The following is a 15,672-nucleotide window of genomic DNA, read 5'->3' as shown; positions in this document are numbered from 1 at the left end:
TCTATTGGCATCCCCAAGGCATGTCGCTCATTGCCGGCTTAATCTACAACTCAAACAGCTTCAAAACATCGGTTTCACTACCAATCTACCCACAGCAATTTCTCATTCAAAGAACTAGGCGGTTAATGATTGATCTCTAAGATGCAAATTGATAGGGGCTATAATTTGGCTGGTTATCGATGATAATTCAGGGCTCAATGGGCCAACCAAGTACATACCTTTGCAATGCTAAAAGGAGCAAGACCTACAACAACAGCTTTAGAAATTGGAAAAAAGTTAATTTTCATATAAATATAAAAAAGGTTCTCTGCCGAAAACCGACAGAGAACCTTTAATAAATATATTAATTCAGACTTAAAAAGGAACGTTTGTTCCCTGATATAACCAAGGCTTAGACCATTGGCTATCCGCACCAAAGTTACCGGAAAATTCAGTGACTTCAAGGTTACTTAGTGCAGCATTTATATTGTGAGAGTTGTTATTGTACTCATCATTTCCATACTGGAACCTTAAGGCTACCTCAGGCTGAGGAGACAATGGACCGGCAGATAAATCAGGATAACCTGTTCTTCTGTAATCAGCAAAAGCTTCCGTACCATTGGACCAGTTGGCCACCCATTTCTGAGTAATAATTTGTTCTAAAGTACTATTAAACATTACACTTGGCTGAGCAACAAACGCTTCGTACATGTCCGCTTTACCCCACACTTGAAGAGATTGTTCAATACCCATATTGTAATGCGTTTCGGCATCTCCTACACTCCAGCCTTTAAGTGCACCTTCAGCAAAGATAAAACTTACTTCAGCCGCAGAGATAATTCTAGCTTGAAGAATATCTCCAGCAGAACCAGCGGTGCTGTAAATTGGATCTAGTTGAGAAACGTGCAGGTTTTGAGTTCCTTGACCTGGAATTGGGTTACCATTATAAGATTCCGGAGTCAAGATGGATGGAGGCAAACCTACATACAAATCTGAGTTATAATCCGCCATATTAGGATTGAAATGGCGTGTAAATTTCACATCAGCATACTCTTCTTCAAATTGATCAAAGGTATAGATAGACTCTATAGGCTCTCCATTTGCTCTAATAAAGTCTTCTGCCGCTACACTCAAAGTTTCATCTTCAACCCATTGTACCCTTACAGAGTCAAAGAATACCGGTAATCTTGGATCATCTGTCATGGTCAATTGATCAATAAAGGTCTGACAAGCCTGGTACCGCTGAAAGTCATCAGGGTTAAGCCGCACATGACGGGTAATCCAGATATCGTTTGCGCCTCCTGTATAATCAAGGGTTGCATCCTGAGAAGGGTCTTGAATATACATTCCGCTACTATAGATGGCTTCCACTCCAGCTTTGGCTACATCCGGTTTCTTTTCAGATAACCGCATGTAATACCTCAATAATAAGGAATTGGTAAACCTTCTCCAGCTATCAATATCAGCTCCGTAAATAAGATCATTTCCGGCAGTCACTCCTTCAGTAGAAGCAGAAGCAAGTAATGTGGCTGCCTCTTGAAGATCTGCTATAATCCCATCATATATAACCTCTTGGCTATCAAATTTAGGGAATTGAAACTCATCACTTCCTTGATCACCTTTTAGGGCATTAATGTATGGTGCATCTCCCCATAAATCTGCAATATTTCCAAAAGCGAAAGACTTCATGGTAAGGCCTACCCCTTGGAAGAAGGCATTGTCCATTTCTTCACCTCTGGTAATCATCAGATTGTTGGTTCTTAAGATATCATACCATCCAGTCCAACTTTTGGAAACCCACTCATAATTGTTGTGACTACTGTACCAACCATTTTTCTGCGTGTATTGCATGGCCCCTGCCAAGTCATTGAAACCTAAGTTCAAATAGCTTTGAGCTGAAGAAGTCAATACAGAGGGCATCAAAAGGTTTGGATTGGCGTTGGCCGGGTCAATACCATAAGGGTTGGTATTGATCTCACTGAGTTGGTCATCACAACCGGTGACCAGTACAAGTCCCAGGAGAAATACGGCTATCTTTCTAAATTCAAATAAATTTTTCATGATATGCAAATTAAGGACTTTTTTAAAGATTAAAATTGAGCTTGAACCCTACAGGAATACTCCACGGCATCACATTTTGACGCTCAATTCCTTGTTGGAAAGAAGAACCAGAAGCCCTGAAAGCTCTTTCAGGATCTATACCTATATCTGCTTTTGTCCATAAAATTATATTTCTAGTATATACAGAGAACGTAGCATTTCTGAAAACACTGAAATTTGGAATTTTATATCCTAAAGACAATTCTCTTAATTTAATAAAAGAAGCATCAAAAGTTACTTGCTCATTAAAGCTCCATGGGTAAGTATTGGTGATTGGGTAGATATTGGTACCGGATCCACCAAGGTGCTCGGTATAAACATCATCAGAATAATCATCCGGGGTATCCGCTCCGGCAGTTTGAATCACACCTGGTACAAAAGCTCCGTCTGATCCATTTTCATCAATTGCAAAACCACCTGTTTCTGCAGTATGTCCACCTACTCTAGGGAAATTTCCTGGTTCAGGGATGATGTATTTTTCCGGATCTGATTTTAACAGCGCCACCAATTCATCTTCAGAATACAAGCCACCCGGGATCAGGTTATCCAATTGTCTTTGTGATTTCCAGTCAGACTCTCCATACCTATATGTAAAGGACATAAACTCACCACCTTGTCTCCAGTCTAAGCTGGCATTCAATACAAAGCGTTTGTAGCTTAGTCCAGTTTGCATACCTAAAATAAAGTCAGGGTTGAAGTTACCAACTTTTCTAAGGTCTTCATCTGCAGACAATCGTTGCCATTCTCCGGCACTGCTCAATACAGGCCATTTGTAATAAGGAGAAGAAGGATCTTCTACTTGTACAAATCCTCTACTGTAAAGGTCTCCAATTTGCTCTCCTAAGAAAGTAATTGCTCCACCACCATTATCACTCCATAGGGTGATTCTGTTAAAGTTTTCTACAAGTTCCAATACACTGGTCCTGTTTCTACTCCAGTTAAAATCTACGTCCAGTTTCCAACCATTTCTGTCAAGTGGGGTACCTCCAAGACTAAGCTCAATACCTTTACTTTCGATCAAACCTGCATTGATAAGTCTGCTGCTAAACCCTGAAGAACGAGGAAGATTTACAGAGAAGATTTGGTTTCTGTTTTCGATCACATAATACGTTCCGGAAAATCTCAACTTATTGGCAAACATGTTCAAATCTATACCTGCTTCAATAGAGGTAGCTTCTTCCGGTAGGAAATCAGGGTTATTTATACCAGATCCTAAGGAAGCAACATTGATAGAATTGTAAGTACCGGTAGATAAGTTTTGCACCAATCTGTATGGGCTCGTATCGTTACCTACTTTTGCCCAACCTACTCTTGCCTTTAACATATCAATCGTTTCAGGAAGATTTAGCGTATAATTCGCCAACCAGCTTAAAGATGCTGAAGGATAAAAATAGGAATTGTTGTCCAATGGAAGCGTAGAAGACCAGTCATTTCTCGCCGTCAAATCCAAATACAATTGGTCAGCGTAACCAAAAGAGGCCAATCCATAAATACTATAGATCCTTTTGTCAGAGTATGTATTGCTAACAGACCTGTTTTCAGCAGGAATATTTTGTGCATTGTAGATACCCGGTACTACAAGCCCATTATTTCTGTCTCCACCAACACCTATATTTGCTGAGGTTCCCATTCTGCTCATGATATTACCACCGGCAGAAGCATTGAAATCCAATTTACCAAAGTCATCGTTATAGCTTAACAAGAAGTCAGCATTGGACTCTTGATTCAAGAGGTCAGAGTTATAATACCCACCTTTTGCCATTCTACTGTAGCTATAAGGAATCTTGGTTTCTCTGTTTTCATCAGAACGATCCAGTGAATACCTTACCATGAAATTCACATTTTTAGAGATTTTATAGTCTAAAGAAACATTTCCATACACCCTGTCCCTTCTGAATGCATTCTGAATACCATAAGCTATAAAATAAGGATTGTCTCCATTAGGGTCCTTACCTGCTGAATGTCTTCCTGTCCAGGCACCCAAATATCACGCATTTGCTCAAAGTCTATATATGAAGATGCATAGATAGCTTCAAGTGGGTTACCTCTTCTATCACCGGTACTAGGCCGATCATTCGACTTACTGTTTGTGTAGTTAAAATTGGTATTTAAAGTGACGTTTTCTAAAACATCATAAGACAAGGAAGCAGCAATGCTGTTTCTAAATAAATCAGAATTAGGAATCATACCCTGATGTACCATATTCCCATAAGAAACCCGGTAAGTAGCTTTGTCATCTCCACCGCTGATTGCAAGGTTGTTATTAGATGTTATCCCGGTTTGCATAAAATCTTTCATGGCATTAGGATAAGATTTTAATTCAGTAGGAGTTACATTACCGTTTTCATCTACAGGGCTATTCCATTGTTCTGCCATATTTCCGGCATCCAACTCTGGTCCACCCCAATAGGCTGATCCGTCGTTAAATACACCTTCTCTGTTACCATTGGCATACTTGTAATGAAAATCAAGCAGTCTAGATGGTCTTTCAAATACGTTGCTCGTAGAGAAAGATACACCCATACTTTTTCCTTTGCTTCCGGATTTGGTCGTAATAATTACTACTCCATTACCGGCACGAGTACCATACAATGCTGCCGCACTGGGTCCTTTAAGCACACTGATATCTGCAATATCATCAGGGTTAATATCAGAAATGGCATTTCCATAATCGACCTGGTTACCATTTCCATTTTCCCTATTATTATTCAGTGAGTTAGACATTGGCACACCATCTACCACAAATAGCGGTTGATTGTCAGAAGTCAAAGAGGAAGCTCCCCTAATTACCATACTGATTGAAGAACCTGCCCCACTGGTCTGATTGATGGTTACACCAGGCATTCTACCTGCGAGAGAGCTCAAAACGTTTTCTTGGGAGACTTGTGTAATGTCTTCCGCTGAAACAGTAGACACATCATAACCCAAAGAACGTTGGTCTCTTTTGATACCCAATGCAGTCACAACTACTTCATTCATTGCAGTAGCTGCTTCTTCCATACTCACATTGACACTTGTACGGTTCCCTACAGTAACTTCCTGACTTTCAAACCCAACATAAGAGAATACCAATACTGAATTTGGTCCGGCTACATCAATGCTATATGATCCGTCAATGTCCGTTACCGTTCCATTGTTTGTTCCTTTTTCCAAAATAGTTACTCCGGGTAAGCCTGAATCATCCCCTGTGGAAGTAACCTTTCCGTTGATAGTTATTGCAACCATCTCCTCCAATTCTGTGGCAGTCCTTAAGGAACTCCCCATTAAAGAGGCTCCATTGGCATCAGCCAGTACTGATCCGGTAGATATAATACCTACCGAGAGAAGTGGCACCATCCACTTCATCATTTTTTTAGTACGATGTTTTTTCATAAGTTAATTGTTTTGCATGTTCAGTTTTCTATTGTATTGATAAATTGGAAGTTATTATCCAAACCTTGTCCTTGATGGGACGTCTACTCCTTATATTTTATCTCTTTTCTTACTTCAATTTGCTTGTTTTCTGATTTCCAAAATTTGCATTCTTGTCTTTCTTATAATCTTTTAAGACTTTATCAAAATGTTTCCGCATACTCTCCTCCATACCGCTCCTCATTTCCGAGTCTTCCAGGCCTTCTAAAAGCGCTTCAAACTCCGGTCTCGAAATTTCATTTTGTACAAGTCTCTGCATCAGAGCCTCTGCTTTTTTCTTTTTCATATAAATGCCCTCCACCGTAAATACCATCGCTTATAAAAAAGAGACTATTTGTAAAAATTGTTTTTTATTATGAATTAATTGTTAACTAACATAACAATGGCATAAAATGGCCTGTTTTCCATTTAATGCGTAATAATATTTGACACAAAAAAATGGCTTTTAGAGACAACGGAGCCCTAAATATTATATCAATTATGAAAACCACACCACTATTATTGGCTTGTTTAGTTTTGATTTTACATGCTTGCGGACCAAAAGAAAACAGTAACAAAACTTTACCTTCGGTAAAAGAAACCATGGATGGGGTCGTAACGAGACTTTATAAGGAGTTGGATAAAGCTCAACTAGACACCATTTCTCATAAGTTTATCGAACAATACCTTACCGAGAAAGAAAAAGAATCTTTAGCGACACAATACTGGAAAATGGAGGTAAATGTACCTACCACCGTATCCCTAATGAGAAATAAAGGTCAAGAAGTAATTCCTTTTTGGTTGAAGCCTTCGGGTTTTACCCTCACTGATATGGAAGTACAAAATGAACACGATACCTATGAAGTCTGGCAAAAAGATTTTGATGCCGGTGAAATTCAATTAGGTATCAATGGTTTTGGAAAACACCGACCCGTTTATTTCATAGGTCTAGCTCCACAAAATCCGGAAGAGCAATTAGAAATCACTCCTATCTTTCCGGCAAAACAACATTTTGAGGTTTTTGATGTGGGGGCATTTACTTACCACGACTGGAGTGGCCTTACGCTTACCTCTGTACCTGAAGCCCTTAAAGGGCAGCAATTGCTGACAACCATAAGAGGTAGAGCTAGAGAAGCTCATATGGTGAAGGCCTTTAGAACAACGGATTTCCCTACCGGAGAAAAACCTGACCAATTGCTGCTTACCTGGAGTGATGCCCCTGAAACTTCCATGGATATCCAGTGGAGAACCACGGAAACGGTAGCCTCCGGTACCGCCAAGTATTGGAAAGTAGGATCCAATGATACTTTGGAAGTACCGGCAGAAAAATTTCTAATGGAGGACAGGCTCCTACAAAATGATCGGTACATGAATAGGTTTACAGCCAAAATAAGGGCTTTAGAACCTGATACTAAATATGGGTATATCGTTGGAAATGAAAAATCCGGTTGGTCATCTCCTGAAACCTTCACCACCGCTCCTGATAAAAACAAACCATTCTCCTTTGTTTGGTCCGGAGATGTACATCTGGATGAAGTATGGGGGGACAATATTCAAAAAGCAGAAAAAAGATACCCTGATATTGCTTTCTATTATATCGCAGGGGATCTTGTCAATACAGGTTTATACAGGGATGATTGGGATAAATTGTTTCAATATGCAGGAAAAACAATTGCCAGAAAACCCTTGATGGCGGTGCCCGGCAACCACGATAGCCAAGATGGCTTGGGTGCATGGATGTTTGAAGAAATGCTAAGTTACCCGTCCGATAGCCCATCACCAGAAATGGCCGGAAGATCTTATGCATTTAATTATGGCAACACCCTCTTCTTGATGATTGACTCTACCTTCCCGAATGAAGACCAAACAGCGTGGATAGAAAAAAATTGAAAGAATCAGATGCCACATGGAAAATTGCTGTATTTCATTTTCCTCCTTTCAATGAGGTAGAGCCTTATGAAGATATCCAAGGCGAATGGGGACCACTTTTTGACAAATACCATGTGGACATGGTCATGGGCGGGCATTTCCACTATTATATGCGATCCAAGCCATTGAACGGTGGGGAAATTGTAAATAGCCCTAAAGACGGAACAATATATTGGATCTCTGTGGGCACTACAGGAAAAAACAAAGACATAGGAACAGGCTCCTATGCAGAAATTCAGTTCCCTGCAGACCACTTGTATCAATACATTACAATTGACGGAAAAACCATGAAAGCTGAGACCATCAATGTGGATGGAGAAACGGTTGACAAATTTTCCATCAATAAATAATAACTCCTTTTGTCCTTTTAAAGCCTGTCTACCTTTAAACGGTGGGCAGGCTTTTTTTGCCCCGGATATTTTTCAAATTATACTGGCAGAAACCTTTATTTACCTGTATTTTTAACTCGGATTTCGCAATGGAATTTGCCGGACTTAACTTCATTCTTTCGATAACCAAAAGATTACCAGGCCAATACATGATATTTTGAATGAGTTAAAATAATCAGGTTAGCAAGACAACCCACAAAGGAAAAGTTTCACTATTGTCGCTAGCTTTGCCATGAATAAATCCCTGCTTTGGTAAATCTTTCATCCAAAGTATAGAATAGACTAATGAATTACATCAATATACATTTATGTACCTGATATTTGATACCGAAACAACCGGACTCCCAAGGAACTACAATGCGCCCATGTCTGACTTGGACAATTGGCCTCGTTTGGTTCAATTGGCTTGGCAGCTTCATGATGAAAAAGGAAAGCTTATTTCTAACAACAATTATATTGTTAAGCCTGAAGGTTTTACTATACCCTATAATTCGGAAAAAATTCATGGTATTTCAACCCAAAGGGCCTTAAAAGAAGGACATGACCTAAGCAAAGTATTGGAGATTTTTGAAGAAGATCTCAAGAAAACAACCTTCTTGGTTGGTCACAATATAGGTTTTGATATTTCGATTGTAGGGGCTGAGTTATTAAGAACCGAACGCCCTATTGTTGACTTGGAGAAACAAGCCTTGGATACCAAGGATATTTCAACCGAATTTTGCGCCATTCCGGGGGCAAAGGAGGGAAGTTCAAATGGCCTACCTTGTTTGAATTGCATCAGAAGCTTTTCGGTGAAGGTTTTGGGGATGCCCACGATGCGGCTTATGATGTCGATGCCACAGCAAAATGTTTTTTTGGTCTTATCAAGGAGGGGGTACAGCCACCCATTGAAGGAATCTCTCTGGATGCAATCATTTATGAACCACCGAACCTGGAAGCGGCAAATTTTGCTGCCGCAAAAGATGAGGTAAAAGTATCTGCACAAAAAATCCTTAAAGCCGCTGATCGTGCAGATATTTCAGACCTAAAGGATACTCCTTTTACGCATTTGCATGTCCATACCCAGTTTTCTATCCTTCAATCTACATCTGAAATTCCTGCCATCATTAGAAGGGCAAAAGAATTGGGGATGCCGGCATTGGCAATGACCGACCATGGCAATATGATGGGGGCATTTAACTTTGTAAAGGAAGCATTTAACAATGACATCAAACCCATCCTAGGTTGTGAATTTAACCTTTGTAGAGATCGCAAAAATAAATCCAATAAAGACGATGGTTACCAAACTGTTTTATTGGCTAAAAACAAAGCGGGCTACCATAACCTCGCCAAACTGGCTTCTTATGCCAACATAGAGGGCTTTTACTATGTACCTAGAATCGATAGAGAAGTTTTGGTGCAATACAAGGGAGACCTTATCGCTACTACAGGAGGCCTGTGGGGAGAGGTTCCTTATCTTATTCTTAATGTGGGAGAAACCCAAGCGGAAGAGGCCTTTGTATGGTGGCACGAGCAATTTGGAGATAATTTCTATATTGAACTTAATCGGCACGGAATACCTGAGGAAGAAAAGGTAAATGAAGTATTACTTCAGTGGGCAGCAAAATACAATGTAAAGTATTTTGCTGCCAATAATACCTATTACAATGCCCAAGAAGACGCCAAGTCCCACGATATTTTGTTGTGCGTAAAAGATGGGGAGCTGGTAGAAAAACCTAAGAAATACATAGGAAAAAGAGGACGCGAGTATCGCTATGGTTTTCCAAATGATGAGTTTTACCTTAAATCTCCCGAGGAGATGAAGAAACTCTTTGCAGATTTACCCGAGGCCATTTCTTGTACAGATGAAATCGTATCCAAAATAGAACCTTTCAAGCTGGCAAGAGAAGTACTCTTGCCTAAATATGACATTCCCGAAAAATTTGTAGATCCTAAAGATGATGAAGATGGGGGAAAAAGAGGAGAGAATGCATTTCTTCGCCACCTCACATACGAGGGCGCGAAAAAAGATACGGAGAAATCACTGATGAAATTCGCGAACGATTGGATTTTGAATTGGAGACGATCGAAAGGACAGGATATCCCGGTTATTTCTTAATTGTACAGGATTTTACCGGAGCGGCAAGAGAAATGGGAGTATCAGTTGGACCAGGGCGTGGCTCTGCAGCAGGATCTGCCGTTGCTTATTGCGTGGGTATAACGAATGTTGATCCCATTGCATACGATTTACTATTTGAGAGATTCCTTAATCCTGATAGGGTCTCTCTCCCTGATATTGATATTGATTTTGATGATGAAGGCAGGCAAAGGGTAATAGAATATGTAATCAAAAAATATGGTGCCAATCAGGTGGCACAAATCATAACCTATGGAACCATGGCTGCCAAGTCTGCCATTCGAGATACAGCAAGGGTACTTAACCTTCCCCTTTCTGAAGCAGATAGATTGGCTAAGTTGGTTACGGATATCAAACTTAAAGCTCTCTTTGAGTTGGCCAATGACAGGGCTAAACTCTCAGCAAAGCTTAAAAACAACAACGACAACTTGGAAAAGGCCTTAGAGTTAATCAGGATATCAAAGGGAAATGACGACAACTCCAAAACCATAAACCAAGCAAAAGTACTGGAAGGTTCTGTGAGGAACACAGGGATACATGCTTGTGGGGTCATAATCACACCGGATGATATTACTAATTTCGTGCCTGTTGCCTTGGCAAAGGATTCGGAGATGGTTTGTACCCAATTTGACAACTCCGTAGTGGAAAGTGCCGGGTTGCTAAAAATGGATTTCTTGGGTCTAAAAACCCTTACCCTAATTAAGGATGCTGTCCGCATCATCAAAGAAAGGCATGGTATTGAGCTCGATCCGGAAAACTTTCCTATTGACGATGTCAAAACATATGAACTCTTTCAGCGAGGTGAAACTGTAGGTATATTCCAATATGAATCTGCCGGCATGCAAAAATACATGCGGGAATTAAAACCTACGGTTTTTGCTGACCTTATCGCCATGAATGCCCTTTACAGGCCGGGTCCATTGGAGTACATCCCTAGTTTCATTAAGCGGAAACATGGTTTAGAAACCATCACCTATGATTTGGATGATATGAAGGAATACCTTGAGGAGACCTATGGTATTACGGTCTACCAAGAGCAGGTAATGCTTCTATCTCAAAAATTAGCGGATTTTACCAAAGGTGAAGCGGATGTTCTCCGTAAAGCCATGGGTAAAAAGCAAAAGAATGTGCTGGATGAGATGAAACCAAAATTCATCAACCAAGCAGCTGCAAAAGGGCATGACAGCAAAAAATTAGAAAAAATATGGAAGGACTGGGAAGCCTTCGCCTCCTATGCTTTTAATAAATCCCATTCTACTTGTTATGCCTGGATTGCTTACCAAACAGCTTATCTTAAAGCCCATTATCCGGCTGAATACATGGCTTCGGTTTTGAGCAATAACATGAATGACATTACCCAGGTAACTTTCTTTATGGAAGAATGTAAACGAATGGGAATTCAGGTACTTGGGCCGGATGTCAACGAGTCCAAGAGTGATTTTACCGTAAATATGGAAGGCCAGATTAGATTTGGTTTGGCAGCAATAAAAGGAGCCGGCAATGCAGCTGTAAATGCCATTATAGAGGAGAGGGAAGCAGGAGGCTTGTACAAAGACGTCTTTACATTCACCAAAAGAGTAAACCTTAAGGCAGTCAATAAAAAAACCATGGAAGTATTGGCAATGGCGGGAGGGTTTGACTGTTTTGTAGATTTTCATCGAAGACAATACCTAGAAGCCCCGGATAATGAAGCCACGCTATTAGAAAAAGCCATAAAATATGCCCAAAAGGTAATACAGGAAGAAGAAAGTTCCCAAGTTTCCATGTTTGGAGGTGGCGGGGGCTGGACATTCCTGTTCCTTCTATTCCTAATATGGAGCCCTTCAGCCAATTGCAGCAATTAAATATTGAGAAAGAGGTAGTGGGTCTTTATATTTCAGGGCATCCTTTGGATCAATTTAAAGTAGAAATAGAAGCTTTTACCAATACTGGACTTCCGGAGCTAGCGGATCTTTCACAGCTAAAATCAAAAGGGGAAATCAAACTTGCCGGAGCAGTGACTTCATTTGCGCACCGCACCACAAAAAATGGGAAACCATTTGGCACTCTTACGATGGAAGATTACCACGGAGGCCACACCTTTTTCTTATTTGGTGAGGATTATGTGAAATTCAAGGAGTATTTTATGCACAATTGGTTTTTATACATTTCAGGATCAGTACATCCAAACAAATACAAACCTGCTGAATTTGAATTTAAAATCAATCAAATCACCTTGCTAAACGAGATCCGAGGAAAAATGATCAAGGGTCTAAGGGTTCACATTGACTTGGATGATTTGGGGTTAGAATTGATGGAAAAATTGGAGGCCATCACTCAAAAATACAAGGGAGATGCAAAATTATACATCAATATAATAGACAATAAGGAGAATTTGACCTTAGACTTAATCTCCGCAAAATACCGAATAGACCCCTCTAATGAACTGATTCAAGCATTGGATCAAATCCCGGAAGTAGCTTATAAAATCCTTTGACAAAAAAATAATTTCATTGATTCGGAACTTATTAATGTTGAAACTGATTAAGTTATATATTTTATAAAAAACCATAATTACATTAAGATGGCAAAAGCAATTGAAATTACAGATAGCAATTTTGAGGAAGTAATCAAATCTGATCAGCCTGTTTTGGTAGACTTTTGGGCAGAATGGTGCGGACCTTGTAAAATGATCGGCCCAATAGTTGAAGAACTTGCAGGAGAATATGAAGGCAAGGCTACCATCGGTAAATTAGATGTTGATGCAAACCAAGACGTTCCTTCCAAGTTTGGAATTAGAAGTATACCTACTCTTTTGATTTTCAAAGGTGGAGAGGTAGTAGACAAAGTAGTAGGGGCAGTTCCCAAGTCTGTACTATCTGATAAATTGGAAGCGCAGGTATAAATATATTTCTCCCCATTAATACAATAGATACTATAAATCTAAGTTTAGGTTTTTATTCCAATGGAACATTCAAAACTTTAGGTAATCTATTGAAACCATTGCAGGCAATAAGGCTTATCTTATGAAAGCAGATCTAAATGAATGCAAATGATTGAAATGGGTAGAATTATTAAAAAAAGTCCTTCAAACGAAGGACTTTTTCTTTTTAAATAAGGCAACATTTAACCCGGATTATGTAATAGAATTCGTGATGAGTGTTGCAATCGCAAGAAAATCAGGCTGTTTGGAGATTTTAGCATAGCACCGCTATGGTGAAATTGAAAACAGCAACGAAGTGGTTGATTTTAAAGCGATTTCAGCACGTAATAGAATGTCTATTGCATATTTTGGGTTTAATTATTGAATGGATCTACCATTTAAGTCATAAACAACTTTACCATCTTTAATGGTTACTTCACATTCAAGTTTTTGATTGGTAGGTACCTTATCACCGGTTCTATCCCACTGAGTAAACTCACCATTTCTGATGTGTAGAATACTTATATCAGCTATAGCTCCTTCAGAAAGGTGTCCCAATTCAGTTCTTTTGATTACTCTTGCAGGTTCCCAAGTACTGGCTTCAATAACATCAGGAAGTTCCATTCCCATGGCCAAAAATGTAGTCATTACATTTAGCATGTCCTTCATGGCAGCATTCATGCTTCCGGTGTGAAGATCAGTACTAATGGTATTGGGGTATAAACCAGCAGCTAAAGCAGGTATTGCTTGTTTAAATTCAAAACTGGCTCCACCATATCCAACATCAAAGATGATCCCTCTTTTTGAGCTTCAAGTACGAAAGGTTCAAACTCACGAGTTTCTCTATTTATAACTGTTTCTCTAGCACCGTTTAGCTCAGCATAGGTATGGGTATAAATATCACCAGGCCTCAAACGATTGAAAAATAATTCTTTGATAGAAAGTGGATCAAAGGCATTGGAACCTCCAAAATCAACAATAACAGGCATATCTGCAATTCTTCCTGCTTCTACAGCCCTGTCGATTGGAATCCAATCTCGGCTACCGTAATGAGCCACCTTAAAACCTACAACATATTGTTTATTTTGCTTGGCAACTATCCCACTAAGTTTACCATCCATGTCGCTTGTGTTTTGTTCCCAAGCTCCACCACGCATTCCTTCACCAACGATATTCATAAAGCTCAATACCCTTGTTTTGCTTGGCTCGATAACGTTCTTTTTGAAGGTTTCAAAATTCTTCCATCCGGCACCTCCACAATCAACAATTGTAGTAACACCTACACGAAAGGTAAAACCATCCGGTGGCAACGCAGTCAAACCATCACTTAGGTAATGATTTGGTTTGGTTCCATGAAATACATGACCATGAATATCAATCAACCCGGGAGCAACTACAAGCCCATCAGCATCGATAACCTTAGAAGCATCGCTTCCTGCAATGGATTTAGCTACTTTGGCCACCTTGCCATCCTTAATGGCGATGTCCATCGTGGCATCAATATCATTTTTTGGATCAATCAACCTACCACCCTTGATAAGCATATCGTAGGTCTGGGCACTTACCACAGTACAGGTAAATGCCATTAACAGTAATAATAATCTATATCTCAAATTCATAAGTTAAGCTTTAGCTTTTATCAATTCTTCAGCAATTCTCTTCGCTACAATTTTTTCCTCTTTAGGTCTAAGCATAAATACAGTAAGTTTCACTGCATGCTCCCCCCACCAATCACTTCTATTGAAGGAGATCCGTCACGTAACTTTTCTCTCAATTCAGCTTGAGTAAGCTTGATTTTAGCAGGATCCCAACCTATTTCTAAATAAGGGGTATGGTTGGCTACAGGTGGAACGGACACATCTGTACTTACACTTTCAATTTCAGAAACCGCATCAGAAATGAGCGCAATTTTATCCTCCCATTCTTTCCATTCCTTGTCATGATCCTTTTTGATATAAGTATCAAGGGCTACATACATTCCAAGAATTTCTTCTTTATTTACCTTCATTCCACGGCCAATTGTACCCCCTCTTGGTGGTGCACTTAAACGAGCCGCTTCTACAAGGTCCCTACGCCCCATAAGGATTCCCGCACTCTGAGGACCTCTTATGGCTTTACCTCCGGAAACACAAACAAGGTCAAAACCCAAGTCGTTGTACTTCCATAAGTTTTCTACCGGTGGAACATCAGCCGCCATGTCTATCATGGTTGGGAGACCATGTTTTTTGGCAAGAGCAACCCACTCTTCATGTTTAATCTTTCCTGATGGACCTTGATAATTCAAGAACCACATCATGGCAGTCTTATCATTTACAGCACGGTCTACATCCGCAGCAGTCTCAACTTCCACAATCTCAACACCGGTATTGGTAAGGGCATGTACATAACCTGTATTATGAGATTTTTGTACAATCACCTGAGACTTCATCCCTGTAAGGTCAGGAAGTTGGCTAATCTTTTTCTTGTCTTTTCCTGTTAACACGCCTGCTGTACCCAATACCATTGCAGACCAGCAACCGGCTGTGACAGTTGCATATTCAGCATGGCATAAGGCTGCAATTTTCTCTCCTACTTTGTCTTGCACCTCATCCAACATGATGTAATGGTCAGAAGAAAAATTAATGGTTTGCATCACTTCGTCAGGCATTAGTGAAGCTGTCATCGCAGTATATGTACCTGCAGCATTAATGAAACTTCTAAGGCCCAATTCTTCAATCACATTTCTCTTTTGGAGCTTCTTCAATCGTTTCTCCCTTCACGACAGAAAGGGGAACACCAGCACCTAGTACTCCTCCCGCCAATGGAAGGGTACCTAATCTTTTGAGTAATTTTCTTCTACTTATCATAATAATATTTTTAGGAAGATC

General features: G+C 40.0%; 9 protein-coding genes and 2 pseudogenes. 4 read left to right on the top strand and 7 right to left on the bottom strand.

Translation table 11 applies throughout. The features are described 5' to 3' along the window. Positions 1-354: 354 nt before the first annotated feature. From WG932_RS22575 to WG932_RS22560, 4 genes are all read right to left on the bottom strand, one after another. Complete coding sequence (locus WG932_RS22575) at positions 355-2,040, bottom strand: SusD/RagB family nutrient-binding outer membrane lipoprotein (protein ID WP_483085467.1); 1,686 nt, start codon at positions 2,038-2,040, stop codon at positions 355-357. A gap of 22 nt (positions 2,041-2,062) precedes the next feature. After that, positions 2,063-4,063 (bottom strand): TonB-dependent receptor domain-containing protein, encoded by a 2,001-nt coding sequence (locus WG932_RS22570; protein WP_483085466.1) that lies wholly within the window; start codon positions 4,061-4,063, stop codon positions 2,063-2,065. After that, positions 3,997-5,451, bottom strand: coding sequence for a TonB-dependent receptor plug domain-containing protein (locus WG932_RS22565; RefSeq protein ID WP_483085465.1), 1,455 nt, complete (start codon positions 5,449-5,451; stop codon positions 3,997-3,999). The genes WG932_RS22570 and WG932_RS22565 overlap by 67 nt, the downstream gene beginning before the upstream one ends. Before the next feature lie 109 nt (positions 5,452-5,560). Next, on the bottom strand, positions 5,561-5,776 hold the full coding sequence (locus tag WG932_RS22560; RefSeq protein ID WP_483085464.1) for a hypothetical protein: 216 nt from the start codon (positions 5,774-5,776) through the stop codon (positions 5,561-5,563). 152 nt (positions 5,777-5,928) lie between these two features. Between WG932_RS22560 and WG932_RS22555 the strand changes: the two genes are divergently transcribed. From WG932_RS22555 to trxA, 4 genes and pseudogenes are all read left to right on the top strand, one after another. Further along, entirely contained in the window at positions 5,929-7,359 is a 1,431-nt protein-coding gene (locus WG932_RS22555; RefSeq protein WP_483085463.1) for a purple acid phosphatase family protein, read from the top strand. Beyond that, a complete protein-coding gene (locus tag WG932_RS22550; RefSeq protein WP_483085462.1) occupies positions 7,341-7,748 on the top strand; it encodes a metallophosphoesterase family protein in 408 nt (135 codons plus the stop codon). Before WG932_RS22555 ends, WG932_RS22550 begins: the two co-directional genes overlap by 19 nt. Before the next feature lie 347 nt (positions 7,749-8,095). After that, a pseudogene (gene dnaE, locus WG932_RS22545) lies at positions 8,096-12,379 on the top strand (DNA polymerase III subunit alpha). Positions 12,380-12,466: 87 nt separating this feature from the next. Next, positions 12,467-12,787, top strand: coding sequence for a thioredoxin (gene trxA, locus WG932_RS22540; RefSeq protein ID WP_483085461.1), 321 nt, complete (start codon positions 12,467-12,469; stop codon positions 12,785-12,787). Between the two features lie 396 nt (positions 12,788-13,183). Here trxA and WG932_RS22535 read toward each other — a convergent pair. The 3 genes and pseudogenes from WG932_RS22535 to WG932_RS22525 all read right to left on the bottom strand — a co-directional run bounded on the left by WG932_RS22535 (position 13,184) and on the right by WG932_RS22525 (position 15,651). After that, positions 13,184-14,424: pseudogene (locus tag WG932_RS22535) on the bottom strand (amidohydrolase/deacetylase family metallohydrolase). 89 nt (positions 14,425-14,513) lie between these two features. Beyond that, positions 14,514-15,524, bottom strand: coding sequence for an aminotransferase class V-fold PLP-dependent enzyme (locus WG932_RS22530; protein WP_483085460.1), 1,011 nt, complete (start codon positions 15,522-15,524; stop codon positions 14,514-14,516). Then, entirely contained in the window at positions 15,517-15,651 is a 135-nt protein-coding gene (locus WG932_RS22525) for a twin-arginine translocation signal domain-containing protein (protein WP_483085459.1), read from the bottom strand. Before WG932_RS22525 ends, WG932_RS22530 begins: the two co-directional genes overlap by 8 nt. Positions 15,652-15,672 lie beyond the last annotated feature (21 nt).

Source organism: Cyclobacterium sp. SOCE241 (genome assembly GCF_056867545.1).
This window is presented reverse-complemented; position numbering and strand designations above follow the sequence as displayed.